23 protein-coding genes are annotated in these 25,358 nt (G+C 40.9%); 20 read left to right on the top strand and 3 right to left on the bottom strand.

Going from position 1 to position 25,358, the window contains the following annotated elements:
- The 16 genes from HMPREF2991_RS04495 to HMPREF2991_RS04420 all read left to right on the top strand — a co-directional run.
- A partial coding sequence (locus HMPREF2991_RS04495) for a hypothetical protein (RefSeq protein WP_257371867.1) occupies nucleotides 1–354 on the top strand: 354 nt, incomplete at its 5' end.
- A gap of 111 nt (nucleotides 355–465) precedes the next feature.
- Nucleotides 466–672, top strand: a complete 207-nt coding sequence (locus tag HMPREF2991_RS04490) for a hypothetical protein (protein WP_000390701.1) — start codon at nucleotides 466–468, stop codon at nucleotides 670–672.
- Nucleotides 669–863 (top strand): hypothetical protein, encoded by a 195-nt coding sequence (locus HMPREF2991_RS04485; RefSeq protein ID WP_070683591.1) that lies wholly within the window; start codon nucleotides 669–671, stop codon nucleotides 861–863. The genes HMPREF2991_RS04490 and HMPREF2991_RS04485 overlap by 4 nt, the downstream gene beginning before the upstream one ends.
- Nucleotides 850–1,725 (top strand): ABC transporter ATP-binding protein, encoded by an 876-nt coding sequence (locus HMPREF2991_RS04480; RefSeq protein WP_070683589.1) that lies wholly within the window; start codon nucleotides 850–852, stop codon nucleotides 1,723–1,725. Before HMPREF2991_RS04485 ends, HMPREF2991_RS04480 begins: the two co-directional genes overlap by 14 nt.
- 12 nt (nucleotides 1,726–1,737) lie before the next feature.
- On the top strand, nucleotides 1,738–2,472 hold the full coding sequence (locus HMPREF2991_RS04475) for an ABC transporter permease (protein WP_000794227.1): 735 nt from the start codon (nucleotides 1,738–1,740) through the stop codon (nucleotides 2,470–2,472).
- A gap of 4 nt (nucleotides 2,473–2,476) precedes the next feature.
- Entirely contained in the window at nucleotides 2,477–3,574 is a 1,098-nt protein-coding gene (locus HMPREF2991_RS04470; RefSeq protein ID WP_061587141.1) for a sensor histidine kinase, read from the top strand.
- Between the two features lies 1 nt (nucleotide 3,575).
- Nucleotides 3,576–4,175 carry a response regulator transcription factor gene (locus HMPREF2991_RS04465; protein WP_070567312.1) on the top strand — a complete coding sequence of 200 codons (600 nt, stop codon included), beginning with the start codon at nucleotides 3,576–3,578 and terminating at the stop codon, nucleotides 4,173–4,175.
- Nucleotides 4,176–4,493: 318 nt separating this feature from the next.
- The gene (gene rpsL, locus HMPREF2991_RS04460) at nucleotides 4,494–4,907 is read left to right on the top strand and encodes a 30S ribosomal protein S12 (RefSeq protein WP_001142332.1); all 414 of its coding nucleotides are present in this window, start codon (nucleotides 4,494–4,496) and stop codon (nucleotides 4,905–4,907) included.
- Between the two features lie 19 nt (nucleotides 4,908–4,926).
- Nucleotides 4,927–5,397 (top strand): 30S ribosomal protein S7, encoded by a 471-nt coding sequence (rpsG, locus tag HMPREF2991_RS04455; protein WP_000087873.1) that lies wholly within the window; start codon nucleotides 4,927–4,929, stop codon nucleotides 5,395–5,397.
- 278 nt (nucleotides 5,398–5,675) lie between these two features.
- Nucleotides 5,676–7,757, top strand: coding sequence for an elongation factor G (fusA, locus tag HMPREF2991_RS04450; protein WP_000090340.1), 2,082 nt, complete (start codon nucleotides 5,676–5,678; stop codon nucleotides 7,755–7,757).
- A 322-nt stretch (nucleotides 7,758–8,079) separates the two neighbouring features.
- Nucleotides 8,080–9,780 (top strand): acetolactate synthase large subunit, encoded by a 1,701-nt coding sequence (locus HMPREF2991_RS04445; RefSeq protein ID WP_000411745.1) that lies wholly within the window; start codon nucleotides 8,080–8,082, stop codon nucleotides 9,778–9,780.
- Nucleotides 9,773–10,249, top strand: a complete 477-nt coding sequence (gene ilvN / locus HMPREF2991_RS04440) for an acetolactate synthase small subunit (RefSeq protein ID WP_001253813.1) — start codon at nucleotides 9,773–9,775, stop codon at nucleotides 10,247–10,249. The genes HMPREF2991_RS04445 and ilvN overlap by 8 nt, the downstream gene beginning before the upstream one ends.
- Before the next feature lie 89 nt (nucleotides 10,250–10,338).
- A complete protein-coding gene (gene ilvC, locus HMPREF2991_RS04435; protein ID WP_000290683.1) occupies nucleotides 10,339–11,361 on the top strand; it encodes a ketol-acid reductoisomerase in 1,023 nt (340 codons plus the stop codon).
- A gap of 79 nt (nucleotides 11,362–11,440) precedes the next feature.
- Entirely contained in the window at nucleotides 11,441–12,691 is a 1,251-nt protein-coding gene (ilvA, locus tag HMPREF2991_RS04430; RefSeq protein WP_000947300.1) for a threonine ammonia-lyase IlvA, read from the top strand.
- Between the two features lie 82 nt (nucleotides 12,692–12,773).
- Complete coding sequence (locus HMPREF2991_RS04425; RefSeq protein WP_000244062.1) at nucleotides 12,774–13,670, top strand: SPFH domain-containing protein; 897 nt, start codon at nucleotides 12,774–12,776, stop codon at nucleotides 13,668–13,670.
- 106 nt (nucleotides 13,671–13,776) lie between these two features.
- Nucleotides 13,777–13,992 carry a capsule biosynthesis transcriptional regulator gene (locus HMPREF2991_RS04420; protein WP_001130031.1) on the top strand — a complete coding sequence of 72 codons (216 nt, stop codon included), beginning with the start codon at nucleotides 13,777–13,779 and terminating at the stop codon, nucleotides 13,990–13,992.
- A gap of 92 nt (nucleotides 13,993–14,084) precedes the next feature.
- Here the strand turns inward: HMPREF2991_RS04420 and HMPREF2991_RS04415 are convergent, their stop codons facing one another.
- Together HMPREF2991_RS04415 and HMPREF2991_RS04410 are read right to left on the bottom strand one after the other, a co-directional pair.
- Nucleotides 14,085–14,825 (bottom strand): amino acid ABC transporter ATP-binding protein, encoded by a 741-nt coding sequence (locus HMPREF2991_RS04415; RefSeq protein ID WP_000189491.1) that lies wholly within the window; start codon nucleotides 14,823–14,825, stop codon nucleotides 14,085–14,087.
- A complete protein-coding gene (locus tag HMPREF2991_RS04410; protein WP_000732046.1) occupies nucleotides 14,822–16,387 on the bottom strand; it encodes an ABC transporter substrate-binding protein/permease in 1,566 nt (521 codons plus the stop codon). Before HMPREF2991_RS04410 ends, HMPREF2991_RS04415 begins: the two co-directional genes overlap by 4 nt.
- Before the next feature lie 129 nt (nucleotides 16,388–16,516).
- Between HMPREF2991_RS04410 and HMPREF2991_RS04405 the strand changes: the two genes are divergently transcribed.
- Nucleotides 16,517–18,412 (top strand): DUF2207 domain-containing protein, encoded by a 1,896-nt coding sequence (locus HMPREF2991_RS04405; protein WP_042902881.1) that lies wholly within the window; start codon nucleotides 16,517–16,519, stop codon nucleotides 18,410–18,412.
- 59 nt (nucleotides 18,413–18,471) lie between these two features.
- The gene (locus HMPREF2991_RS04400) at nucleotides 18,472–19,317 is read left to right on the top strand and encodes an undecaprenyl-diphosphate phosphatase (protein WP_000273567.1); all 846 of its coding nucleotides are present in this window, start codon (nucleotides 18,472–18,474) and stop codon (nucleotides 19,315–19,317) included.
- Nucleotides 19,318–19,351: 34 nt separating this feature from the next.
- Here the strand turns inward: HMPREF2991_RS04400 and dinB are convergent, their stop codons facing one another.
- On the bottom strand, nucleotides 19,352–20,413 hold the full coding sequence (gene dinB / locus HMPREF2991_RS04395) for a DNA polymerase IV (protein WP_042902880.1): 1,062 nt from the start codon (nucleotides 20,411–20,413) through the stop codon (nucleotides 19,352–19,354).
- A gap of 232 nt (nucleotides 20,414–20,645) precedes the next feature.
- Here dinB and pflB point away from each other — a divergent pair, with 232 nt between their 5' ends.
- Both pflB and HMPREF2991_RS11165 read left to right on the top strand, forming a co-directional pair.
- Entirely contained in the window at nucleotides 20,646–22,961 is a 2,316-nt protein-coding gene (pflB, locus tag HMPREF2991_RS04390) for a formate C-acetyltransferase (protein ID WP_000260621.1), read from the top strand.
- A gap of 318 nt (nucleotides 22,962–23,279) precedes the next feature.
- A partial coding sequence (locus HMPREF2991_RS11165; RefSeq protein WP_257371866.1) for a Spy0128 family protein occupies nucleotides 23,280–25,358 on the top strand: 2,079 nt, incomplete at its 3' end.

The raw sequence follows: 25,358 nt of genomic DNA, 5'->3' as shown, positions 1-25,358 counted from the left end.
GTAATCTCACCAGATGGCACCGTCACCTTTACCCCTGAGGCAGACTTTGTAGGACAAGCCAAAGGTGTGAAAGTGATCCGTAAAGACCGTAATGGAAATATCATTTCAGGATTCTATACTCCAACAGTAGTAGAACTTCCAGAGCAAGTGAAGCCGTCTGATAAAAAAGAACTTTCAGTACCTGATTCGAAACCAGATCAATTGACCCAAAACATCTCTGTAGAAAAAAATCAACTCCCAAATACAGGAAGTCAAGAAGATGGTTTGAAAAATCTAGGAATTCTGACAGCCCTAGCAGGTGTCATGACACTTGGATTGCTAGGTAAAAAGAAACGAAACGATGAATCAGACTAATCATTTTTAAGAACCGAGAAATCGGTTCTTTTTTTATGACATTTGTCATATTTCCTAGTGACAGAAGCATCTAGCTCCACGAACTTCAAAGGACTATAATTGAAGTATGAAATGGAGGAAGAAGAAATGAAAAATAAAATGATTGTCGCAGTGAGTTTAGTAGCAGCAGGAGTTATGACCTATCTCATGTTTTCAGGATTGGACGAGGGTTTCTATCATTTTCCTTGGGAGCTCTTTGCTGGCTTTGGAATGATGTCTTGGCTTGTCAGAGAAGGTTTGAAATTGGTCAGAGATGTGAAAAAGGAGTTTGAGGAATGAAAAAAGCAATCATCTATTTCTTTATCGGCCTGTCACTCTTGGTATGGTTAGTGGAAATGTTTACTGGTTGGTTTGACCAAACCTTGCTTCGCCAATTCATTCGTGGTTCTTGGGGTTTTGGATTTATGATTTTCGTTGTTTTCCCTATGGGAATGAAGTGGTTGAAAGGAGAATCTCATGACTGTGATTAAAGTTGAGAAATTGAGTAAGAAAATAAAAGACAAGGAGATCTTGCGGAACATCTCCTTTGAAATCAACGATGGTGAATGTGTCGCCTTGATCGGGCCTAACGGAGCAGGAAAAACAACCTTGATTGATTGCCTCTTGGGCGACAAGTTCATGAGCTCAGGTCAGATAGCCATTCAAGGATTTGCACCAACAGATCCTCGATTAAAACAGCTTATTTCTGTCTTACCTCAAGAAAATGCAGTTGTTCAAAGCTTGAAAGTGAAAGAACTTCTATCATTTTTCAAGTCACTTTATCCCGACAGTCTTTCAGACAAAGAAATTGATGACTTGCTGAGATTCTCAGACAAGCAGAAAAATCAGCTAGCGGGCAAGTTGTCTGGTGGGCAAAAACGTTTGTTCTCTTTTGTGTTGTCTTTAATAGGTCGTCCGAAAATTCTATTTTTAGACGAGCCAACTGCTGCCATGGATACCTCAACACGTCAGCATTTTTGGGAAATTGTTAATCGATTAAAGAAAAATGGTGTCACCATTGTCTATTCTTCTCACTACATCGAAGAAGTAGAGCATACGGCTGACCGCATTTTGGTGCTCCATAAGGGAGAATTGATTCGCGATACGACGCCTTATGCTATGCGTGGTGAAGAACAGGAAAAACACTTTACCGTGCCTCTAACTTATCAGGAAGTTATCAGCACTTTGGACCAGGTTCAAGAGCTTGAAATCAAGCAAAATGCTCTTTCCTTCACAACCAAAGAAGCCAGCCAGGTATGGAAAGTCTTGCAAGAACAGGGCTGCATGATCGAAGAAATTGAAGTTCGCAATCGAACTCTCTTAGACAGTATCTTCGAAACGACTCAAGACTAAAGGAGATTGACGATGAAAAATATGACAAGTCTCATGAAAGTGGAAATCATTCTGATGAAACGGCAAGCAGTCTACTACTTGCTATCCATCGGACTTCCAAGTGTGTTTTACCTTATATTCTCTGGTATGATGTCAGGGTCAGATATTCCAGAAATTGCTCTTCAAGCCTATCTTTTTGCCATGACGCTCTTTAGTATCATGTCAAGTGCTTTTTTCAGTATCCCAAGTACACTCGAGTCTGATAAGACAAACAACTGGCAAAAATTGATTCAACATTCTCCCGTATCTATGGTAGAATATTATGTATCAAAACTGTTCAGTACCCTACTGACTTTCTTGTTATCAATTACAGTTGTCTTTTCAGTTGGTCATTTTGTCCGTGGAGTGACTCTGCCTTGGCTTGACTGGATGGTAATTGGTGCTATTTTGCTGATCGGAAGCGTGGTCTTTATCAGCATGGGGGTCTTGGTGAGCTTGCTACCCAGTGCTCAACTGATGACGGTTGTTGGAAATATTGCCTATATTGCTTTGGCTGTTCTAGGTGGACTCTGGTTCCCCTTGGATTCCTTCCCAGAATGGCTCCAATCTATTGGAAAGCTGACTCCAACCTATCAACTGATGCAGGTCGTCTCTACTTATTTGGAACACCATGAATTTAATATTCTTTCTGCCTTGGTTGTGCTAGGCTATACAGTTTTCTTTGGTGTACTGGTAATCCAGCTGAAAAAAAGGATTGAGGTAAAATAAATCTATGTTGGAAAAATTTAAAAACATTCATTATATGTTTCATATTTCAATTGTGTTTATCATCTTTCCTATAGCGGGTGTCATCGTTGGAGATTACCCGCTTTTAACCTTGCTATGGACCCTACTATTTGTACTTGCCTTCTATTCGGTTTTAATCAGTCAGAATCGCACCGTGCAGTGGCTAGCATGGTGGTCCATGCTTGTCTACATTTTTTATACATCTGTTTGGCTAAGTTCAGGTTTCACATGGTTTATCTTTTATTTATCCAATCTCCTTATTTATGAGCTGGATGAGATTTCTTTTCACTCTTGGCGTTTTGTCAGTTTTATTGTCCTGCAACCATTTATTCTGACCGGAATCTATATGGTCAATCATGTTAGTCCCTGGCAGCTACTCTTTTTCTTGGTGACCTTTATCTTTTCCGATGCAATGACCTTTGGTCTCTATCGAATTCGATTGTCGGAGGACATAAAAGAAGAAAAGATGAAACAAAATGCCAAGCTCAATCTTTTCTTGGCTGAAAACGAACGCAGTCGTATCGGTCAGGATCTCCATGACAGCCTAGGTCATACCTTTGCCATGTTGAGTGTGAAGACGGACCTTGCCCTCCAGCTTCTTCAAATGCAGGCCTATCCTCAAGTGGAAAAAGAATTAAAAGAAATTCATCAAATCAGTAAAGAATCCATGAATGAAGTCCGTACAATTATCGAAAATCTTAAAACAAGAACCCTTGCTTCCGAGTTTGCGACTGTTAAAAAAATGCTGGAAATTGCAGGAATTGAAACGGAAATCAATCACCAACTAGATACAGCTAGCCTAACTCAGGAATTAGAATCAACGGCCTCCATGATTTTGCTTGAGTTAGTGACCAACATCATCAAGCATGCTAAAGCATCGAAAGCTTACTTGAAATTAGAACGAACTGAGAAAGAACTCATCCTAACAGTGAGAGATGATGGCTGTGGCTTTGCTTCACTAAAAGGAGATGAACTCCATACCGTTCGAGACCGTGTCCTTCCTTTTTCAGGAGAAGTAAAGGTGATCATTCAGAAACATCCGACTGAAGTGCAGGTTCGGCTACCTTATAAGGAGAGAAATTAAGATGAAATTACTTGTTGCAGAAGATCAAAGTATGTTGCGAGATGCTATGTGCCAGTTGCTTACCTTTCAACCAGATGTAGAGTCTGTCCTACAAGCCAAGGATGGCCAAGAAGCAATCCAACTCTTAGAAAAGGAGTCTGTAGATATCGCCATTCTTGACGTAGAAATGCCTGTTAAGACAGGCCTCGAAGTCTTGGAGTGGATACGAGCAGAAAAGCTAGAAACAAAGGTGGTTGTGGTGACGACCTTCAAACGTCCCGGATATTTTGAACGTGCGGTCAAGGCTGGAGTGGATGCTTATGTCTTGAAAGAAAGAAGCATTGCAGACCTCATGCAAACCTTGCACACTGTTCTCGAAGGACGCAAGGAATATTCGCCTGAATTGATGGAAGTGGTGATGACGCATCCTAACCCGTTAACAGAGCAAGAAATCACTGTTTTAAAGGGAATCGCTCAGGGCTTGTCTAATCAAGAAATCGCAGATCAGCTTTATCTATCAAATGGAACCGTCCGAAACTATGTCACCAATATTCTTTCGAAACTAGATGCTGGTAATCGAACAGAGGCAGCCAACATTGCAAAAGAATCTGGTTGGCTTTGATAAGAAGGGTTAAAAAATTCCGAAACGATAACTTGAATCAAAGGAAATCCATACTAGAAAGGAGGAGGTAAATCGCCTCCTTTTCTGGTTTAGAAAAGCGGTGAAAGCTAGTGTCAAAGAGTTAAAAGATCAGAATAAAAATGAAAAATATCTTGACAATGAAGGAAAAATTGTGTTACAATAATAGACGGTACTTTTTACTTTTGGTCTCTCAAAAGTGTACAGGGACGTGCTGACAAATGTTGCAAAAGTACACACAGATGGTAGCTGTCACCAAGTGTATCATCACCAAAAATAAAAAAACACAGGAGAATGTAGATGCCTACAATTAACCAATTGGTTCGCAAACCGCGTAAATCAAAAGTAGAAAAATCTAAATCACCAGCTTTGAACGTTGGTTACAACAGTCATAAAAAAGTTCAAACAAACGTTTCTTCACCACAAAAACGTGGTGTTGCAACTCGTGTGGGAACAATGACACCTAAAAAACCTAACTCTGCCCTTCGTAAATTCGCTCGTGTACGTTTGAGCAACCTTATCGAAGTTACTGCCTACATCCCAGGTATCGGACACAACTTGCAAGAGCACAGCGTGGTGCTTCTTCGTGGTGGACGTGTAAAAGACCTTCCAGGGGTACGTTACCATATCGTCCGTGGTGCACTTGATACTGCAGGTGTTAACGATCGTAAACAAGGCCGTTCTAAATACGGTACTAAACGTCCAAAAGCATAAGGAAAGGGGATAAAGAGAAATGAGTCGTAAAAATAGAGCTCCAAAACGTGATGTATTGCCAGATCCGCTTTACAATTCACAACTAGTTACTCGTCTTATCAACCGCGTTATGCTTGATGGTAAACGTGGTACAGCTGCTTCAATCGTTTACGGTGCTTTTGAGCAAATCAAAGAAGCTACTGGAAACGATGCACTTGAAGTATTTGAAACAGCTATGGAAAACATCATGCCTGTACTTGAAGTACGTGCACGTCGTGTTGGTGGATCTAACTACCAAGTCCCAGTTGAAGTTCGTCCAGAACGTCGTACAACACTTGGACTTCGTTGGTTGGTAACCATCGCTCGCCTTCGTGGTGAACACACAATGCAAGACCGTCTTGCAAAAGAAATCTTGGATGCTGCGAACAACACTGGTGCAGCTGTTAAGAAACGTGAAGACACTCACCGTATGGCTGAAGCTAACCGTGCCTTCGCACACTTCCGTTGGTAATAAAATGATACTAAGAGCGGCAAAGGCCCAAGGCAAAAATAGGAAACTGATGCAGTGTTCCGTGAACACAAAGCAGTTTATCTTTTTTGCACCGGGCCTCGCTCGGGTTCGAATCAGTTAACTTGAGCTTTTAGCCCGAGTTCAATTCAACTTGTCTACAAGTTGAAACCAACAAAAACAAGATAAACATTGAGAACGGGTAGGTCCTGCCTATCCGTTTTTATTAAAATCGTGTTATAATAGAATAGAAATTAAAATAAATAGGAGAAACAAACCTCATGGCACGCGAATTTTCACTTGAAAAAACTCGTAATATCGGTATCATGGCTCACGTCGATGCCGGTAAAACAACAACTACTGAGCGTATTCTTTACTACACTGGTAAAATCCACAAAATCGGTGAAACTCACGAAGGTGCGTCACAAATGGACTGGATGGAGCAAGAGCAAGAACGTGGTATCACTATCACATCTGCTGCGACAACAGCTCAATGGAACAACCACCGCGTAAACATCATCGACACACCAGGACACGTGGACTTCACAATCGAAGTACAACGTTCTCTTCGTGTATTGGACGGTGCGGTTACTGTTCTTGACTCACAATCAGGTGTTGAGCCTCAAACTGAAACAGTTTGGCGTCAAGCAACTGAGTACGGAGTTCCACGTATCGTATTTGCCAACAAAATGGACAAAATCGGTGCTGACTTCCTTTACTCAGTAAGCACACTTCACGACCGTCTTCAAGCAAACGCACACCCAATCCAATTGCCAATCGGTGCTGAAGATGACTTCCGCGGTATCATCGACTTGATCAAGATGAAAGCTGAAATCTATACTAACGACCTTGGTACAGATATCCTTGAAGAAGATATTCCAGCTGAATATCTTGACCAAGCTCAAGAATACCGTGAAAAATTGGTTGAAGCAGTTGCTGAAACTGATGAAGACTTGATGATGAAATACCTTGAAGGTGAAGAAATCACTAACGAAGAATTGAAAGTTGCTATCCGTAAAGCAACTATCAACGTTGAATTCTTCCCAGTATTGTGTGGTTCTGCCTTCAAGAACAAGGGTGTTCAATTGATGCTTGATGCGGTTATCGACTACCTTCCAAGCCCACTTGACATCCCAGCAATCAAAGGTATCAACCCAGATACAGACGAAGAAGAAACTCGTCCAGCATCTGACGAAGAGCCATTCGCAGCTCTTGCCTTCAAGATTGCAACAGACCCATTTGTAGGTCGTTTGACATTCTTCCGTGTATACTCAGGTGTTCTTCAATCAGGTTCTTACGTAATGAACACTTCTAAAGGTAAACGTGAACGTATCGGACGTCTTGTGCAATTGCATGCCAATAGTCGTCAAGAAATCGAAACCGTTTATGCTGGTGATATTGCAGCTGCTATTGGTTTGAAGGATACAACTACTGGTGATTCATTGACAGATGAAAAAGCTAAAATCATCCTTGAGTCAATCCACGTTCCAGAACCAGTTATCCAGTTGATGGTTGAGCCAAAATCTAAAGCTGACCAAGATAAGATGGGTATCGCACTTCAAAAATTGGCTGAAGAAGATCCAACATTCCGCGTTGAAACAAACGTTGAAACTGGTGAAACAGTTATCTCAGGTATGGGTGAACTTCACCTTGACGTCCTTGTTGACCGTATGCGTCGTGAGTTTAAAGTCGAAGCGAACGTAGGTGCTCCTCAAGTATCTTACCGTGAAACATTCCGCGCTTCTACTCAAGCACGTGGATTCTTCAAACGTCAGTCTGGTGGTAAAGGTCAATTTGGTGATGTATGGATTGAGTTTAGTCCAAACGAAGAAGGTAAAGGATTCGAATTCGAAAACGCAATCGTCGGTGGTGTGGTTCCTCGTGAATTTATCCCAGCGGTTGAAAAAGGTTTGGTAGAATCTATGGCTAACGGTGTTCTTGCAGGTTACCCAATGGTTGACGTGAAAGCTAAGCTTTACGATGGTTCATACCACGATGTCGACTCATCTGAAACTGCCTTCAAGATCGCGGCTTCACTTGCTCTTAAAGAAGCTGCTAAGTCAGCACAACCAGCTATCCTTGAGCCAATGATGCTTGTAACCATCACTGTTCCTGAAGAAAACCTTGGTGATGTTATGGGTCACGTAACTGCTCGTCGTGGACGTGTAGATGGTATGGAAGCTCACGGTAACAGCCAAATCGTTCGTGCTTACGTTCCACTTGCTGAAATGTTCGGTTACGCAACAGTTCTTCGTTCAGCATCTCAAGGACGTGGTACCTTCATGATGGTATTTGACCACTACGAAGATGTACCTAAGTCAGTACAAGAAGAAATCATTAAGAAAAACAAAGGTGAAGACTAATCAGTCCTCACTCTAGAAGGAAGTCACTTAGTGGCTTCCTTTTTTGTCTTTAACTATTCATTTTTGCTGAATATAGTATACAAATTTGGTCGTTAAGTGAGAAAAATACTAATTCTATCCAGAAAGAAAATAATCTAATTTGATAAATTAAAGTAAATAAAGGTTCCTAATTCCGTAGAAAAGTTAATAAAAATGAGGAAAAGATTCATAAATACACTTTTAGATAGAAAATTCAGAAAATTGACTCTTTTGCCTTGAAAATTTTTGAAAAAATGGTATGATAGTAACAAGCTATTTTTTTAAGAGAAGAGAAAGGGGAACAATGGAGAAAATCAGTTTAGAATCTCCTAAGACGGGGTCGGACCTAGTTTTGGAAACACTTCGGGACTTAGGGATTGATACCATTTTTGGTTATCCTGGTGGTGCAGTCTTACCTTTGTATGATGCGATATACAATTTTAAAGGTATTCGCCACATCTTAGGACGCCATGAGCAAGGTTGTTTGCACGAAGCTGAAGGATATGCCAAATCAACTGGAAAGTTGGGCGTTGCCGTCGTCACGAGTGGGCCGGGAGCAACAAATGCCATTACAGGGATTGCAGATGCCATGAGCGATAGCGTTCCCCTTTTGGTCTTTACAGGTCAGGTTGCGCGAGCTGGGATTGGGAAAGATGCCTTTCAGGAAGCAGACATCGTGGGTATTACCATGCCCATTACCAAGTACAATTACCAAGTTCGTGAGACAGCAGACATTCCTCGTATCATTACGGAAGCTGTCCATATCGCAACGACAGGTCGTCCAGGTCCTGTTGTGATTGACTTGCCAAAGGATGTATCAGCTCTAGAGACAGATTTCATTTATTCACCAGAGGTGAATTTACCAAGTTACCAACCGACGCTTGATCCGAATGACATGCAAATCAAGAAAATCTTGAAGCAATTGTCAAAAGCCAAGAAACCTGTTTTGTTAGCAGGCGGTGGTATCAGCTATGCGGAAGCTTCCAAGGAGCTCAATGAATTTGCTGAACGTTACCAGATTCCAGTAGTCACTAGTCTTCTGGGGCAAGGTACCATTGCAACGAGTCATCCGCTCTTCCTAGGGATGGGAGGCATGCACGGTTCTTTCGCAGCCAACATTGCAATGACGGAAGCGGACTTTATGATTAGTATTGGTTGCCGTTTCGATGACCGCTTGACTGGGAACCCTAAGACCTTCGCGAAGAATGCTAAGGTTGCCCATATCGATGTTGACCCAGCTGAGATTGGTAAGATTATCAGTGCAGATATTCCTGTAGTGGGGGATGCTAAGAAAGCCTTGCAGATGCTACTGGCAGAACCAACTGTTCATAACAATACTGAAAAGTGGATTGAAAAAGTCACCAAGGACAAGAATCGAGTTCGTTCTTATGATAAGAAAGAACGTGTGGTTCAACCGCAGGCCGTTATTGAACGCATCGGTGAGTTGACGAATGGGGATGCCATTGTTGTCACAGACGTCGGGCAACACCAAATGTGGACAGCTCAGTATTATCCTTACCAAAATGAGCGTCAGTTAGTCACTTCAGGTGGTTTGGGTACCATGGGCTTCGGAGTTCCTGCAGCTATTGGAGCCAAGATTGCCAATCCAGAAAAAGAGGTCATCCTTTTTGTCGGTGATGGTGGTTTCCAAATGACCAACCAAGAGCTAGCAATCCTAAACATCTACAAGGTGCCGATTAAGGTTGTCATGTTGAATAACCACTCACTAGGAATGGTTCGTCAGTGGCAGGAATCCTTCTATGAGGGTAGAACTTCCGAGTCAGTCTTTGATACACTTCCTGACTTCCAGTTGATGGCACAGGCTTATGGCATCAAAAACTATAAATTTGATAATCCAGAGACGATAGAGAAGGATCTAGAAGTCATTCTGGAGGATGTGCCCATGTTTATCGAGGTGGATATTTCTCGTAAGGAACAGGTCTTACCGATGGTACCAGCTGGTAAGAGCAATCATGAGATGTTGGGGGTGAAGTTCCATGCGTAGAATGTTAACAGCTAGATTGCAAAACCGTTCAGGAGTTTTGAATCGTTTTACAGGTGTCCTTTCTCGTCGTCAAGTCAATATTGAGAGTATCTCAGTTGGTGCGACAGAGAATCCCAATGTATCTCGCATCACCATTATTATTGATGTAGCTTCTCATGATGAAGTAGAGCAAATCATTAAACAGCTCAATCGTCAGATTGATGTGATTCGCATTCGAGATATCACAGATAAACCACACTTGGAAAGAGAAGTTATCTTGGTAAAAGTATCTGCTCCTGCTGAGAAGCGTGCAGAAATCTTGGCCATTATCCAACCTTTCCGTGCAACGGTAGTAGATGTGGCTCCAAGCTCAATCACCATCCAGATGACGGGAAATGCTGAAAAGAGTGAAGCTTTATTGCGAGTGATTCGACCATACGGCATTAAAAATATCGCTCGTACGGGTGCAACTGGATTTACCCGCGACTAATACTTTTTGATTTTCAATGAGTATAAAAAATAACTTAAATTTGTTAAACCAGCCTATAAGGCAATAAAAATAGAAAAGAGAGAAAAACTATGGCAGTTCAAATGGAATACGAAAAAGATGTTAAAGTAGCAGCGCTTGACGGTAAAAAAATCGCCGTAATCGGTTATGGTTCACAAGGACATGCGCATGCGCAAAACTTGCGTGATTCAGGTCGTGATGTCATCATCGGTGTGCGTCCAGGTAAATCTTTTGACAAAGCAAAAGAAGATGGATTTGACACTTACACAGTAGCAGAAGCAACTAAATTGGCTGACGTTATCATGATCTTGGCACCAGACGAAATCCAACAAGAATTGTACGAAGCAGAAATCGCTCCAAACTTGGAAGCTGGAAATGCAGTTGGATTTGCTCATGGTTTCAATATCCACTTTGAATTTATCAAAGTTCCTGCAGATGTAGATGTCTTCATGTGTGCTCCTAAAGGACCAGGACACTTGGTACGTCGTACTTACGAAGAAGGATTTGGTGTTCCAGCTCTTTACGCAGTTTACCAAGATGCAACAGGAAATGCTAAAAACATTGCTATGGACTGGTGTAAAGGTGTTGGGGCAGCTCGTGTTGGTTTGCTTGAAACAACTTACAAAGAAGAAACTGAAGAAGATCTCTTTGGTGAACAAGCTGTACTTTGTGGTGGTTTGACCGCCCTTATCGAAGCAGGTTTTGAAGTCTTGACAGAAGCAGGCTATGCCCCAGAATTGGCTTACTTTGAAGTTCTTCACGAAATGAAATTGATCGTTGACTTGATCTATGAAGGTGGATTCAAGAAAATGCGTCAATCTATTTCAAACACTGCTGAATACGGTGACTATGTATCAGGTCCACGTGTGATTACTGAGCAAGTTAAAGAAAACATGAAAGCTGTTTTGGCAGATATCCAAAATGGTAAATTTGCAAATGACTTTGTGAATGACTACAAGGCTGGTCGTCCAAAATTAACTGCTTACCGTGAACAAGCAGCTAACCTTGAAATTGAAAAAGTTGGTGCAGAATTGCGTAAAGCAATGCCTTTCGTTGGTAAAAACGACGACGACGCATTCAAAATCTACAATTAATTCTTGTAAAGAGAGACAGAAGGCGAGTTGGGGGTACCTAACTCGTTTTTTATCTTGAAAAGTACTTGAGGAGGAGACAATGCTAAGTGCAAAAGATGTGGTGAAAGCCCACAAAGTTTTGAGTGGTGTAGTAGTTGATACACCACTAGAATATGATCATTATTTATCAGAAAAATACCAAGCAAAGATTTATCTCAAAAAGGAGAATGCGCAACGAGTTCGCTCTTTTAAAATTCGTGGAGCCTATTATGCCATTTCTCAACTGTCAAAAGAAGAACGCGAGCGTGGTGTAGTCTGTGCCTCTGCGGGAAATCATGCCCAAGGTGTCGCCTATACTTGTAATGAGATGAAGATTCCTGCAACGATCTTTATGCCCATCACAACACCGCAACAAAAGATTGGGCAGGTTCGCTTTTTCGGTGGAGAGTTTGTGACAATCAAGTTGGTTGGGGATACCTTTGATGCTTCTGCTAAGGCAGCACAAGAATTTACATTGACAGAAAACCGCACCTTCATCGATCCTTTTGATGATGCGCATGTTCAGGCTGGTCAAGGGACTGTAGCCTATGAAATTCTTGAAGAAGCCCGTAAAGAGTCTATTGATTTTGATACAGTACTTGTACCAGTAGGTGGTGGCGGATTGATTGCCGGTGTTTCTACTTATATTAAGGAAACCAACCCGACTATTGAAGTGATCGGGGTAGAAGCTAATGGTGCTCGCTCTATGAAAGCTGCCTTTGAAGCTGGGGGACCAGTTAAACTCAAAGAAATTGATAAGTTCGCTGATGGGATAGCCGTACAGAAGGTTGGACAATTAACCTATGAAGCGACTCGTAAGAATGTTGAAACGCTGATTGGGGTGGACGAGGGATTGATTTCCGAAACCTTGATTGATCTTTATTCCAAACAAGGTATTGTAGCAGAACCAGCCGGAGCTGCCAGTGTTGCAGCCTTGGAAGTTTTATCAGACTATATCAAAGGCAAGACGATTTGTTGTATCATTTCTGGAGGAAATAACGATATCAACCGTATGCCGGAGATGGAAGAACGTGCCTTGATTTACGATGGAATCAAGCATTACTTTGTAGTGAATTTTCCACAACGTCCTGGAGCTCTCCGAGAGTTTGTAAATGATATTTTAGGGCCAAATGATGACATCACTCGTTTTGAATATATCAAACGAGCAAGCAAGGGGACAGGTCCTGTATTGATTGGGGTAGCTCTTGCCAATAAGCATGATTATGCTGGCTTGATTCATCGAATGGAAAAGTTTGACCCATCTTATATTAATTTGAATGGGAACGAAACGTTGTATAATATGCTAGTTTAAGCTAAAATAAAATTATTATCATATTATTTGCGTAATGGTAATGATGGTGCTATAATGAGGGTGACGAAAGGGGGAGATTCCCATGGTTTTACAAATTTTACTTGTTTTATTGTTTTTAGTGGTGATTGCATCAGTGATTATGGTTAGTTCTGTGTATGTGGTTCGACAACAATCTGTCGCTATCATAGAACGCTTTGGTAAATACCAAAAGTTGAGCAATAGTGGTATTCATTTACGAGCTCCTTTTGGGATTGATAGGATTGCAGCAAGAGTTCAACTACGCTTGTTGCAAAGTGAGATTGTTGTAGAGACAAAGACGCAAGATAATGTATTTGTAACGATGAATGTGGCAACTCAGTATCGAGTGAATGAAAATAATGTCACAGATGCTTATTATAAATTGATGCGTCCAGAAGCCCAGATTAAATCCTATATAGAAGATGCTTTGCGTTCATCTGTACCAAAGCTAACCCTAGATGAGTTGTTTGAGAAGAAGGATGAAATCGCCTTAGAAGTTCAAAAACAAGTGGCTGAAGAAATGTCTACATATGGGTATATCATTGTCAAAACGCTGATTACTAAGGTTGAACCTGATGCTGAAGTAAAACAATCAATGAATGAAATTAACGCGGCTCAACGTAAGAGAGTTGCGGCGCAAGAGCTTGCTGAAGCAGATAAGATTAAAATCGTGACCGCAGCAGAAGCTGAAGCAGAAAAAGATCGCCTACATGGTGTAGGGATTGCAGAGCAGCGTAAAGCAATTGTTGACGGACTAGCTGATTCTATCCAAGAGTTAAAGGGAGCCAATGTTGAGCTAACTGAAGAACAAATCATGTCTATCCTATTAACGAACCAGTATTTAGATACGTTGAATAATTTTGCAGATAAAGAGGGTAATAATACAATCTTCCTACCAGCAAATCCTAATGGAGTCGAGGACATAAGAACTCATATATTATCGGCTTTAAAAGCCAAATAAAAATATGCAGAATAATATAGTTACGACGAATATATGTTTTTTTATTGACAAACGAAATAAAAACGTATACAATTAAGTATTGTAAAGAATAATTTAGGAGAAGAACATGGCTAAGTCGAACTTTGAAAAAGTAGAAGCAGTTGTTGGCTGGGTTCGTGATAAGAAAATCACAGGCTACCGTATCTCTAAAGAAACGAATGCGCGTGAAATGTCTATCATTGCTCTAGCACAAGGACGCGCAAAAGTTAAAAATATTTCATTTGAAACAGCTCTTGGTTTAATCGATTTCTATGAAAAAAATCATGAAAAATTTGAAGATTAAACTGTGGTCACAGGCAGATTCCTGATTCGAGTCTGCCTTTTCTTTACAATTACAAACTAAAAAGACTGCATTCTTTATGCAGTCTTTGTTTATTAGCTGAGATAGCGTTGAAGAAATTCTTTTGTCCGGTCTTCTTTAGGATTTGTAAAGAGTTCTTCAGGCCTGCCTTCTTCAGCAATGACACCCTTATCCATAAAGATGACACGGTGAGAGACATCGCGAGCGAATTCCATTTCGTGGGTTACGACGATCATGGTCAAGCCTTCTTGAGCCAAATCCTGCATAATTTTGAGGACTTCTCCAACCATTTCAGGGTCAAGAGCAGATGTTGGTTCGTCGAAGAGAATGGCATCAGGATTCATGGAGAGCGCGCGGGCGATAGCCACGCGTTGTTTCTGACCACCTGATAGTTGCTTCGGCTTGGCTTGCCAGTAACGTTCTCCCATGCCAACTTTTTCGAGATTCTCTTTGGCAATTTTTTCAGCTTCAGAGTGGTCGCGTTTGAGTACAGTCGTTTGGGCAACAATCGTATTTTCAAGGACATTCAGATTTTCAAAGAGATTGAAAGATTGGAAAACCATACCGAGTTTTTCACGATAATGGGTGAGGTTATAGCCTTTTTCTAAGACATTTTCTCCTCGATAGAGAATCTCTCCCTCTGTAGGTGTTTCGAGTAAATTAATTGAACGAAGGAAGGTTGATTTTCCGCTTCCAGAGCTCCCGATGATGGAAATAACCTCTCCTTTATGGACGGTGAGAGAAATGTCTTTTAGCACTTCGTTTTGCCCATAGGATTTTTTGAGGTGTTTGATTTCAAGGATTGCTTGTGTCATTTTTTCAAATCCTCCGTTTGCATTTGGTTAGCACCTGTAGTGTAAGTATCCATGTCCATACGACGTTCGATGAAGCGTAGGATACGGGTCACAGTAAAGGTGAGGACAAAGTAAATCACGGCGATGATGGTAAAGGTCTGGAAGTATTGATAAGTTTGTGTTGCTACAGTATTTCCTGAGAAATAAAGCTCAACAACTGAAATAACGTTCAATACAGAGGTATCTTTGATATTGATGACAAACTCATTACCAGTAGCAGGTAGAATATTACGGACAACCTGAGGTAGGACAATCTTACGCATGGTTTGATTGTGGGTCATACCAAGAGCAGTTGCAGCTTCAAACTGTCCTTTGTCAACTGCTAGAATACCACCACGGACGATTTCAGTCATGTAGGCACCTGTGTTGATTGAGACGATGAAGATAGCGGCTAGTGTGCGGTCAAGATTGATACCGAAAGCTTGGGCAGTTCCATAGTAGATAACCATGGATTGAACAATCATTGGTGTACCACGGAAGATCTCGATATAGACATTGAGAATCCAACCGACTAGTTTCTGTAGGGTGTACATTGCCTTGTTCTCAGATAGTGGAGCGGTACGGAAGACCCCGATTGCAAGTCCGATAAGGAGACCTGTGATGGTTCCGATAATGGAGATTAGGAGTGTGATACCAGCACCACGCAAGAGTTGTTGCCAGTTTTCAGAAAGTATCTTAGCGACTTGGCTAAAGAAACTACTTTCTTCCTCTGTTGTTGTAGACTCCACAGGTTGCTCTTTGATCATACGATCCATGAGGGCTACTTGCTCATCCTTTGAGATGGTTTCGATGCTCGCATTGATTTGGCTGATGCGGCTGTCATCTTTACGAAGTCCAATGGCAATAGCTGTATCTTCTTCGCCAGTTTTGAAACCTGGTTGAGGTTGGATCATTTTGAACTTAGCGTTAGCAGACTCAGCGGTCATTGCTTCAGGTCGTTCAGAAACATAGGCATCAATAACACCGGCCTCCAGAGCTTGACGCATCTGAGCAAAGTCGCCCATAGCTGTTTCTTTTTTGGCACCTGGAATTTGGGAAATCAGGTCATAAAGATAAACACCTTGTTGAGACGTGATTTTTGCTCCGCTAAAGTCTTCCAAAGATTTGGCATTCGCATAGGCAGAGTCCTTTTTGACCAATAGAACCGGTTCGCTAGTATAGTAACTGCTTGAAAAAGCAATTTCTTGTTTGCGTTCAGCAGTTGGGCTCATACCGGCAATGATCATATCAATTTTGCCAGAAGTAAGGGCTGGAACAAGTCCTTCCCATTTGGTTTTTACAACCAAAGGTTCTTTGCCTAAGTCTTTGGCAATCTTTTTAGCGATTTGGACATCGTAGCCATTGGCATATTGGTTGGTACCGTCAATTTTGACAGCGCCGTTACTATCGTCGTCTTGAGTCCAGTTGAAGGGAGCGTAAGCTGCCTCCATCCCGATGCGTAAATATTCGTCGGCTTGGACTTGGCTAACTAGTCCTAAGGTAAGGGCTAGGCTAGCAAGGATAGATAAGCATAATTTTTTCATGTTTTCTCCTATTTCTAGTCTAAAAATGACTCTCTCTATTGTATCTAAAAATAGTGAGATTTTCAATACAAGTAAGCCTTTACTTATAAAAAATGATATAATGGTAAAAAGATTGAAAGGGAACCGATTATGAAAAAAAGATGGCTGTTGGCTTTGGTATTTACTTATTTATTATTTATACCGAGCCTGGTTTTTGCAGTAGACTTTGATATCTTATCCTATCAGGGGGATTTGAATATTCATGCAGATAATACTGCAATTTTTAAGGAAACAATTACCTACCGCTTTGGAGATGATTACAATGGTCAGTTAGTTGGGCTCGGAAAAGCTGGGAAAATGCCGGAAGGATTTGACATTGATCCCGACCCGACCGTTCAGGTCTCTAAAAATGGAAGAATTGTTCAAAATGTTTCCTTCTATACTATGGAGGAAGAGGACGGCTACAAGGTAAAAATTTACAATGCTGGATATGCCGGAGATACTGTTCGGGTAACGGTTACCTGGAAACTAACAAACCTTCTCTTCTTATATAAGGATATCGCAGAGCTAAATTGGCAACCCTTGACCGATAGTACTGGAGACATCAAAGAGATTGAGTTTAAGATTAGCTCTGATACCCCAGCAGAGAAACTCTATTTTCATGCAGGACAACTCCTAAGGGACTCTAGTGTTGAAAAAGTAAATAATCTCTATCATGTCAAAATGAAAGACCTTCCTAGAAAGCGACAGATCGAATTACACGCATACTGGCCTAGAAGTGCTTTTGCAGGAGCTCCAGATCAAGGGTTAGAGGAAGAACGTTTAACCGATTTTAACCGGATTGAAAGCAATATAGCAACAGAAAAAGCGCAAAGTGAGATTTTGATGAAATGGGTATTCCCCGTCATTTTTATGAGTCTCTTACTTCTAGTTCCTATCTTCTATAGGATGTTTCGTCAGAGTACAAGCATTAAAAAGGTCTTTCCAAAAGATCATCGACTCTACGAACCACCGATGGATTTGCCTCCAATGGTTTTAGCAGAAGCAGTGTATTCAACGTCCTTAGAGGAAGTCAATCCCCTAAACAAATCAGGGTTTGGCAAATTTACTTTTGAACGTTTGATTCAGGCAACCTTGTTGGATTTAGTAGATCGAGGTCATTTATCTATTTTCCAAGGGGATGAAGAACCTTATGTGCGCATTATCAGTGAAAAGGGTTTGTCCAATTTTGAGAAGGAATGTCTGCGCATGACTTTGTCAAATAAGAAAGAATTGGCTATTTCAGAGCTCTTCCCTGATTACCAAGTTTCATCTTCCCTTTACCGTGGTGCCAAAGAGTCAGATGAAAAACATATCCGAGAAACAGGCTCGCGTCTCAAACGCTCCTTTGAAGGAAGACTTCAACGCATTCAGTCTTGTGTCAAGGATAAGGTCCATGTACTTCGTATCCCAAGCTACTATCGTCCCTTGACAAGTGAGGAACGCCGCCTTGCTCTCGGGATGCGGGTCTGTTCAGCCATAACAGCTCTAGGTGGACTGCTATTCTTTTACTATAGCTGGCAAACACATGGTTTCTTTTCGATCCCATTTCTACTCTTAGGATTGACAGGATTAGGGGCTAGTTTCTGGGTTTATCTTGCCACGCGAGGAGCCTATCGCGATGGAGTTCTAACTGAGGAAGGAGCAGAAATCTTCTATCTCTGGACGAGTTTTGAAAATATGCTTCGCGACATTGCTCATCTAGATCAGGCCGAGCTAGAGAGCATCGTCCTTTGGAACCGTCTACTGGTCTATGCGACTCTCTTTGGTTATGCCAAGAAGGTGAGTAAGTTAATGAAAGTTCGCCATATTCAGCTTGAAAATCCAGATTTGAATCTTTATGTAGCCTATGGTTGGCACTCACAGTTCTACTCCTCAACTGCACAAATCAAGCAATATACTGCTGTCGCAAATACAGCTAGCAATTACTCTGTATCTTCTGGAAGTGGTTCTTCAGGTGGAGGATTCTCAGGAGGCGGAGGCGGTGGTAGCATCGGTGCCTTCTAAAAAATCTATCGCAATATCCGAAATTATGCTATAATAGAGGACAGAAAAAGGAGTAATGTATGTATTTTATTGAAATTTTGAAGTCAATCTTTTTTGGGATTGTTGAAGGAATTACAGAATGGTTGCCCATTTCAAGTACTGGCCACTTGATCTTGGTTGAAGAATTTGTACAATACAAGGACCAGAATGAAGCCTTCATGTCCATGTTTAATGTTGTCATCCAGCTTGGTGCCATTTTAGCAGTTATGGTCATTTACTTTAACAAGCTTAATCCTTTCAAACCTGGTAAAACTAAGGTAGAAGTTCGTAGAACTTGGCAGTTGTGGTCAAAAGTCTTTGTTGCGACCTTGCCTTTGCTATTGGTTTTTAAACTAGATGATTGGTTTGATGCTAACTTCCATAACATGGTTTCAGTTGCGATTATGTTGATTATCTATGGTGTTGCCTTTATCTACCTTGAAAAACGAAATAAGGCGCAAGCCATTGAACCAACAGTAACAGAGCTAGACAAGTTACCTTATAAAACAGCCCTTTACATTGGGCTCTTCCAAGTCCTCGCCCTCTTTCCAGGAACGAGCCGTTCAGGTGCGACGATTGTTGGTGGTTTGTTGAATGGAACAAGCCGCTCAGTCGTAACAGAGTTTACCTTCTATCTCGGAATTCCTGTTATGTTCGGAGCCAGTGCTTTAAAGATTTTCAAATTTATTAAAGCAGGTCAACTCTTGAGTTTTGGACAACTGTTCTTGCTCTTGGTAGCTATGGGTGTTGCCTTTGCGGTCAGCATGGTTGCTATTCGTTTCTTGACCAGCTATGTGAAGAAGCACGACTTTACACTCTTTGGTAAATACCGTATTGTACTCGGTAGTGTCTTGTTGCTCTATAGTTTTGTGCGTTTGTTTGTATAAGAAAAAAGCTTGAGGGAAGTTTCCTTCAAGCTTTTTAAAATCCTGTCACCGTAATTCCTAGTAAACGGATACCTTTTTCTTTTTCAGCTAGCTCTTCGTAGAGTTGAAGGGCGGTTTGAGAAATCTGACTAGCGTCCTGTGTAGCTTGTGGGAGGCTTTTTCGTCTAGTCAGAGTGGAGAAGTCAGCATATCGTATTTTTAGGATAATGATTTTTCCAGCTTTGTCCTGCTTGCTGAGATTGTGAGCTACCTTTTCGGAGAGAAGAGTCAGCTCTTTTTTGATATCTTCTTCATCCTGGAGAATCTTACTATAGGTTTTCTCCTTCCCGATTGATTTGCGGATGCGATTGGACTTGACTGGAGAATTGTGAATACCACGAGCCTTTCGATAAAGATCATAACCAAGTCTGCCAAAGCGATCGATTAAAGTAACTTCTGAGACATCCAATAAGTCTGCACCAGTATAAATGCCCATTTCATGAAGCTTTTCTACTGTCTTCTTTCCTACACCATGAAATTTAGCAATGTCCATTTGTTTGAGAAAGTCTTGGGCTTTGTCAGGTAGAATCACTGTCAAACCATGTGGCTTCTGATAATCACTGGCCATTTTAGCTAGAAATTTATTGTAGGAAACGCCTGCAGAAGCGGTCAGGTGTAGTTCCTGCCAGATATCCTCTTGGATGAGGCGGGCTATTTTGACGGCTGACTTGATACCGAGTTTATTTTCCGTCACATCTAAGTATGCCTCGTCGATACTCATAGGTTCAATCAAATCAGTGTAGCGTTTAAAAATAGCTCGAATCTCAAGTCCCACAGTCTTATACTTTTCATAATTTCCAGAGATAAAGACAGCTTGGGGACAGCGCTCATAAGCTTCTTTAGAACTCATGGCTGAATGAACACCAAAAACTCGTGCCTCGTAGCTACAGGTAGAAACGACACCTCGACCACCTGTTTGTCTGGGATCACTTCCGATGATAACAGGTTTGCCCTTTAACTTGGGATTATCTCTGATTTCCACCGCAGCAAAAAAGGCATCCATGTCGATATGGATGATTTTTCTGGACAGATCATTTATCAATGGAAATATGAGCATTCCAATCCCTTTCTAGTGTCATTTTCTATTTATTATACCCTTTTTTCTGAAAAAATGGGAAAGTTCAACCTGACTTTCAAAAATATAATACAGATAAGAACAAAAAAGAGACTGTATTATAAAAGAAAGCGTCTAAAATGCCGATTTTCTCTTGTTGAAATCGGTTACTGTATGGTATACTTGTCTCAAGAATGTAACAGATGACTGTTACTAGAAAAAAGAGGACATTAACATGGTTGTTAAGACAGTTGTTGAAGCACAAGACATTTTTGATAAAGCTTGGGAAGGCTTCAAAGGCGTAGATTGGAAAGAAAAAGCAAGTATTTCTCGCTTTGTTCAAGCTAACTACACACCTTATGATGGAGATGAAAGTTTCCTTGCTGGACCAACAGAACGTTCACTCCACATCAAAAAAATCGTAGAAGAAACAAAAGCACACTACGAAGAAACTCGTTTCCCAATGGACACTCGTCCAACATCTATTGCTGATATTCCTGCTGGATTTATCGACAAAGAAAATGAAGTTATCTTCGGTATCCAAAACGATGAACTCTTCAAATTGAACTTCATGCCAAAAGGTGGTATCCGTATGGCTGAAACTACTTTGAAGGAAAATGGATATGAACCAGATCCAGCTGTTCACGAAATCTTCACTAAATACGTAACAACAGTTAACGACGGTATCTTCCGTGCCTACACTTCAAACATTCGTCGCGCTCGTCACGCTCACACTGTAACTGGTCTTCCAGATGCCTACTCACGTGGACGTATCATCGGTGTTTACGCACGTCTTGCTCTTTACGGTGCAGACTACTTGATGCAAGAAAAAGTAAACGACTGGAATGCGATCAAAGAAATTGATGAAGAAACAATCCGTCTTCGTGAAGAAGTAAACCTTCAATACCAAGCATTGCAACAAGTTGTTCGCTTGGGTGACCTTTACGGAGTTGATGTCCGCAAACCAGCGATGAACACGAAAGAAGCAATCCAATGGGTTAACATCGCCTTCATGGCTGTCTGCCGTGTTATTAACGGTGCTGCTACATCTCTAGGACGTGTGCCAATCGTATTGGATATCTTTGCAGAACGTGACCTTGCTCGTGGTACATTTACTGAATCAGAAATCCAAGAGTTCGTTGATGATTTCGTTATGAAACTTCGTACAGTTAAATTTGCTCGTACAAAAGCTTATGACCAATTGTACTCAGGTGACCCAACCTTCATCACAACTTCTATGGCTGGTATGGGTAACGATGGTCGTCACCGTGTTACTAAGATGGACTACCGTTTCTTGAACACTCTTGACAACATCGGTAACTCTCCAGAGCCAAACTTGACAGTTCTTTGGACTGACAAATTGCCATACAACTTCCGTCGCTACTGTATGCACATGAGCCACAAACACTCTTCTATCCAATATGAAGGTGTAACAACAATGGCTAAAGACGGATACGGAGAAATGAGCTGTATCTCATGCTGTGTGTCACCACTTGACCCAGAAAACGAAGATCAACGTCACAACATCCAGTACTTCGGTGCTCGTGTAAACGTTCTTAAAGCCCTTCTTACTGGTTTGAACGGTGGTTACGACGATGTTCACAAAGACTACAAGGTATTTGACATCGATCCTATCCGTGACGAAGTTCTTGAATTCGAATCAGTTAAAGCCAACTTCGAAAAATCTCTTGACTGGTTGACTGACACTTACGTAGATGCTTTGAACATCATCCACTACATGACTGACAAGTACAACTACGAAGCTGTTCAAATGGCCTTCTTGCCAACTAAACAACGCGCTAACATGGGATTCGGTATCTGTGGATTTGCAAACACAGTTGATACATTGTCAGCTATCAAGTACGCTACAGTTAAACCAATCCGTGATGAAAATGGCTACATCTACGATTACGAAACAATCGGTGAATACCCACGTTGGGGTGAAGATGACCCACGTTCAAACGAATTGGCAGAATGGTTGATCGAAGCTTACACAACTCGTCTACGTAGCCACAAGCTTTATAAAGACGCAGAAGCTACAGTATCTCTTTTGACAATCACATCTAACGTTGCTTACTCTAAACAAACTGGTAACTCACCAGTCCACAAAGGTGTATACCTCAACGAAGATGGTTCTGTGAACTTGTCTAAACTTGAATTCTTCTCACCAGGTGCGAACCCATCTAACAAAGCTAAAGGTGGATGGTTGCAAAACTTAAACTCACTTGCTAGCCTTGACTTTGGTTACGCAGCTGACGGTATTTCATTGACAACTCAAGTTTCACCTCGTGCTCTTGGTAAGACTCGTGACGAACAAGTGGATAACTTGGTAACAATCCTTGATGGTTACTTCGAAAACGGTGGACAACACGTTAACTTGAACGTTATGGACTTGAACGATGTTTACGAAAAGATCATGTCAGGTGAAGACGTTATCGTACGTATCTCTGGATACTGTGTAAACACTAAATACCTCACTCCAGAACAAAAAACTGAATTGACACAACGTGTCTTCCACGAAGTTCTTTCAATGGATGATGCATTGAGCTAAGATTCAATTAGAATAATAAGAAAGCCAGTCAAAATGACTGGCTTTTTTCTATATCTAAAAGATAAATTTTTGACATATCATATGAAAAATACTGAGAGACTTTGTTCATTATGATGACAATGTGTTGAAATTTAAAAGAAAAATATAATAAAATCTTATAAAAATATATTTTCTAGTTATTAAACTTGAATAGATTGTATTGAGATGTTATAATACAATAGATAAACTCTAGTTAGTGATAGGGGTTGTCAAAATGGTATGATGTAATCTCCTAGGGAGATTAGAAATAAAAATTTCATATAGAAAAGAGGAGAAAAAATGTCGAAAAGCAAAGCGTTAAACATGCTTTCTAAATTTTCTGCGTTAGCTTTTGCTATTTTAGCTCTAGCATCTGTTTTGGTAGGGATTGTTAAAGCAGATAATCCTGTTTCAAAAGAATTGACACAAGTCATTACAGGTATTGATCTGTTAGATGCTTCAGATACTAAGCAAAATGTGAGTTCAGAAGGAGATTTCTCGCTTCGTACGAATTTAGCATATAAGCTTCGCGTGACCTTTGATCTCAAACAGTATAATGAACATTTGAATAATGGAGATTATTTTACCTTTGATATACCTGCTCCTATGGCAGTTTATGAAGGGAGTCAGGATTTAATTGATCCGACAACAAAAGTTACTATTGGAGAAGCAGAAGTGACTTCAAATGGTACTGATCAAGGTGGGAAAGCAAAAATCACCTTAAAAAACTTGGATAAATATCTAGAGAAAACTGGTGGAGATAAGGTAAAGGATGTGTCAGGGAATTTTTCTGTTACTTTTAGATTCTTAAAGGATCAGAATAAAACCCGCATTAATTTTAATTCATCCTCATTGAAGCAAGAAGTGACTCACATTTATTCATCAAAAACAATCGATGGTCCCAAAGTTGGTACTGAAAATTATGCTAAAATTGGGGGTCGTGCTGCCCTTGAAAATTGGAACTCTCCAAAACTGGCTGAGATTGGTTCGGTTAGCAAGGGAGATGCATGGTCTACCTGGCGTGTACGTGTAAATACAGAGAAACAAGACTTAGGACAAAATATTGTATTACATGATACTATACCAAATGATGATACTAGTTACACTCCTGCACAGTATATTCCTGAGACTCTAAAAGTGTATAAGGCAAATATCACTGTTGGGACTTCTGCTGTTCCAGATGATGCAGTTTTGTTAACTGAGGGACAAGACTATACCGTTTCGTGGAACGAAAACTATACTTCATTTGATATCATTTTTAAAGATGGAACGACCTCTTATATAGTCTCTTATAACACAACAACTCCTAATGATGGAAGTAAAGTAGGAAATAGGGTTGCTCTGTCATTGGCTGACGGGACTAAATTAGCACAGAATACAAGTCGTCCGGGAGCACTTGATATGACAGCTGAGGCGACATCTTTGATTTCTGGTACGATTGTAGCATCTACTGCTTACCAAATTAAGATTCATAAGACTGATGCCTTCACTCTTGCTCCGGTTTCGGGTGCGGTATATACTGTGACAGCAGCAGATGATGCAAGTGAAACAACAGAAGTGACTACGAATGAAAAAGGAGTAGCGCTTACGAAAACTTATGATCAGAAATGGGAAGGTAAAACGTTTAAGATCAAAGAGAAGACTGCTCCAGCAGGTTATAAACTAGATGAAAAAGAGTATACAGTCAAACTCGGTGCTGCGGGTTCTACTATTCATCTTAAAGACGAACCTGTTCCAGCTGTATTCAATGTGACGGCTAAGAAAGTAGTAGAAGGACGTACAGATAAACTTCCAAAAGCAGATGAGTTTACCTTTAACCTGTTTACTGCAGAGAACTTGAAGGATCCTGTAGCTACAGCAAAATCAAAAGCTGATGGGACTATTACCTTTGAGAATCTCCAAGTAAAAGGTGCGGGAACTTATCACTACATCATCAAAGAAGACACTTCAACAGCAGTTGCAGGCGTTGCATTTGATACAGAAGCCAAGGAAGTTACTGTAGCAGCAACTTTCCAAAGTGGAGTTTTAACAGCAACTGTCACATCTGCAGAACCAACTTTCACTAACACCTATAAAGCAACTCCAGCTAAAGAAACTATCACAGCTAAGAAAGTCTTGAATGGTAAAAAACTTGAAGCTGATAAATACGAGTTTGAACTTAAAGAAAAAGAAAGTGACAAAGTCGTTGCGACAGCTAAAAACGCTGCAGACGGTACTGTGACTTTCAAAGAAATTGAGTATGCAGCAGCAGGTGAATACACTTACACTATCACTGAAAAAGCAGGTAGCGAAGCAGGTGTGACATACGACACTGCTACACATGAAGTGACAGTAAACGTTACAGATGACGGCCAAGGTCAACTTGTTGCAGCTGTTACA

The sequence above is a fragment of the Streptococcus sp. HMSC072D07 genome (assembly GCF_001814835.1).
GTDB lineage: Bacteria > Bacillota > Bacilli > Lactobacillales > Streptococcaceae > Streptococcus.
The sequence above is the reverse complement of the archived record's forward strand: the minus strand, read 5'-3'. Positions and strand labels throughout refer to the sequence as shown.

What these genes read in the sequence shown, in the direction of transcription:
- HMPREF2991_RS04490 (WP_000390701.1), top strand. Translation starts at nt 466, where the DNA reads ATGGAGGAAGAAGAAATGAAAAATAAAATGATTGTCGCAGTGAGTTTA.
- HMPREF2991_RS04485 (WP_070683591.1), top strand. Translation starts at nt 669, where the DNA reads ATGAAAAAAGCAATCATCTATTTCTTTATCGGCCTGTCACTCTTGGTA.
- HMPREF2991_RS04480 (WP_070683589.1), top strand. Translation starts at nt 850, where the DNA reads ATGACTGTGATTAAAGTTGAGAAATTGAGTAAGAAAATAAAAGACAAG.
- HMPREF2991_RS04475 (WP_000794227.1), top strand. Translation starts at nt 1,738, where the DNA reads ATGAAAAATATGACAAGTCTCATGAAAGTGGAAATCATTCTGATGAAA.
- HMPREF2991_RS04470 (WP_061587141.1), top strand. Translation starts at nt 2,477, where the DNA reads ATGTTGGAAAAATTTAAAAACATTCATTATATGTTTCATATTTCAATT.
- HMPREF2991_RS04465 (WP_070567312.1), top strand. Translation starts at nt 3,576, where the DNA reads ATGAAATTACTTGTTGCAGAAGATCAAAGTATGTTGCGAGATGCTATG.
- rpsL (WP_001142332.1), top strand. Translation starts at nt 4,494, where the DNA reads ATGCCTACAATTAACCAATTGGTTCGCAAACCGCGTAAATCAAAAGTA.
- rpsG (WP_000087873.1), top strand. Translation starts at nt 4,927, where the DNA reads ATGAGTCGTAAAAATAGAGCTCCAAAACGTGATGTATTGCCAGATCCG.
- fusA (WP_000090340.1), top strand. Translation starts at nt 5,676, where the DNA reads ATGGCACGCGAATTTTCACTTGAAAAAACTCGTAATATCGGTATCATG.
- HMPREF2991_RS04445 (WP_000411745.1), top strand. Translation starts at nt 8,080, where the DNA reads ATGGAGAAAATCAGTTTAGAATCTCCTAAGACGGGGTCGGACCTAGTT.
- ilvN (WP_001253813.1), top strand. Translation starts at nt 9,773, where the DNA reads ATGCGTAGAATGTTAACAGCTAGATTGCAAAACCGTTCAGGAGTTTTG.
- ilvC (WP_000290683.1), top strand. Translation starts at nt 10,339, where the DNA reads ATGGCAGTTCAAATGGAATACGAAAAAGATGTTAAAGTAGCAGCGCTT.
- ilvA (WP_000947300.1), top strand. Translation starts at nt 11,441, where the DNA reads ATGCTAAGTGCAAAAGATGTGGTGAAAGCCCACAAAGTTTTGAGTGGT.
- HMPREF2991_RS04425 (WP_000244062.1), top strand. Translation starts at nt 12,774, where the DNA reads ATGGTTTTACAAATTTTACTTGTTTTATTGTTTTTAGTGGTGATTGCA.
- HMPREF2991_RS04420 (WP_001130031.1), top strand. Translation starts at nt 13,777, where the DNA reads ATGGCTAAGTCGAACTTTGAAAAAGTAGAAGCAGTTGTTGGCTGGGTT.
- HMPREF2991_RS04415 (WP_000189491.1), bottom strand. Translation starts at nt 14,825, where the DNA reads ATGACACAAGCAATCCTTGAAATCAAACACCTCAAAAAATCCTATGGG.
- HMPREF2991_RS04410 (WP_000732046.1), bottom strand. Translation starts at nt 16,387, where the DNA reads ATGAAAAAATTATGCTTATCTATCCTTGCTAGCCTAGCCCTTACCTTA.
- HMPREF2991_RS04405 (WP_042902881.1), top strand. Translation starts at nt 16,517, where the DNA reads ATGAAAAAAAGATGGCTGTTGGCTTTGGTATTTACTTATTTATTATTT.
- HMPREF2991_RS04400 (WP_000273567.1), top strand. Translation starts at nt 18,472, where the DNA reads ATGTATTTTATTGAAATTTTGAAGTCAATCTTTTTTGGGATTGTTGAA.
- dinB (WP_042902880.1), bottom strand. Translation starts at nt 20,413, where the DNA reads ATGCTCATATTTCCATTGATAAATGATCTGTCCAGAAAAATCATCCAT.
- pflB (WP_000260621.1), top strand. Translation starts at nt 20,646, where the DNA reads ATGGTTGTTAAGACAGTTGTTGAAGCACAAGACATTTTTGATAAAGCT.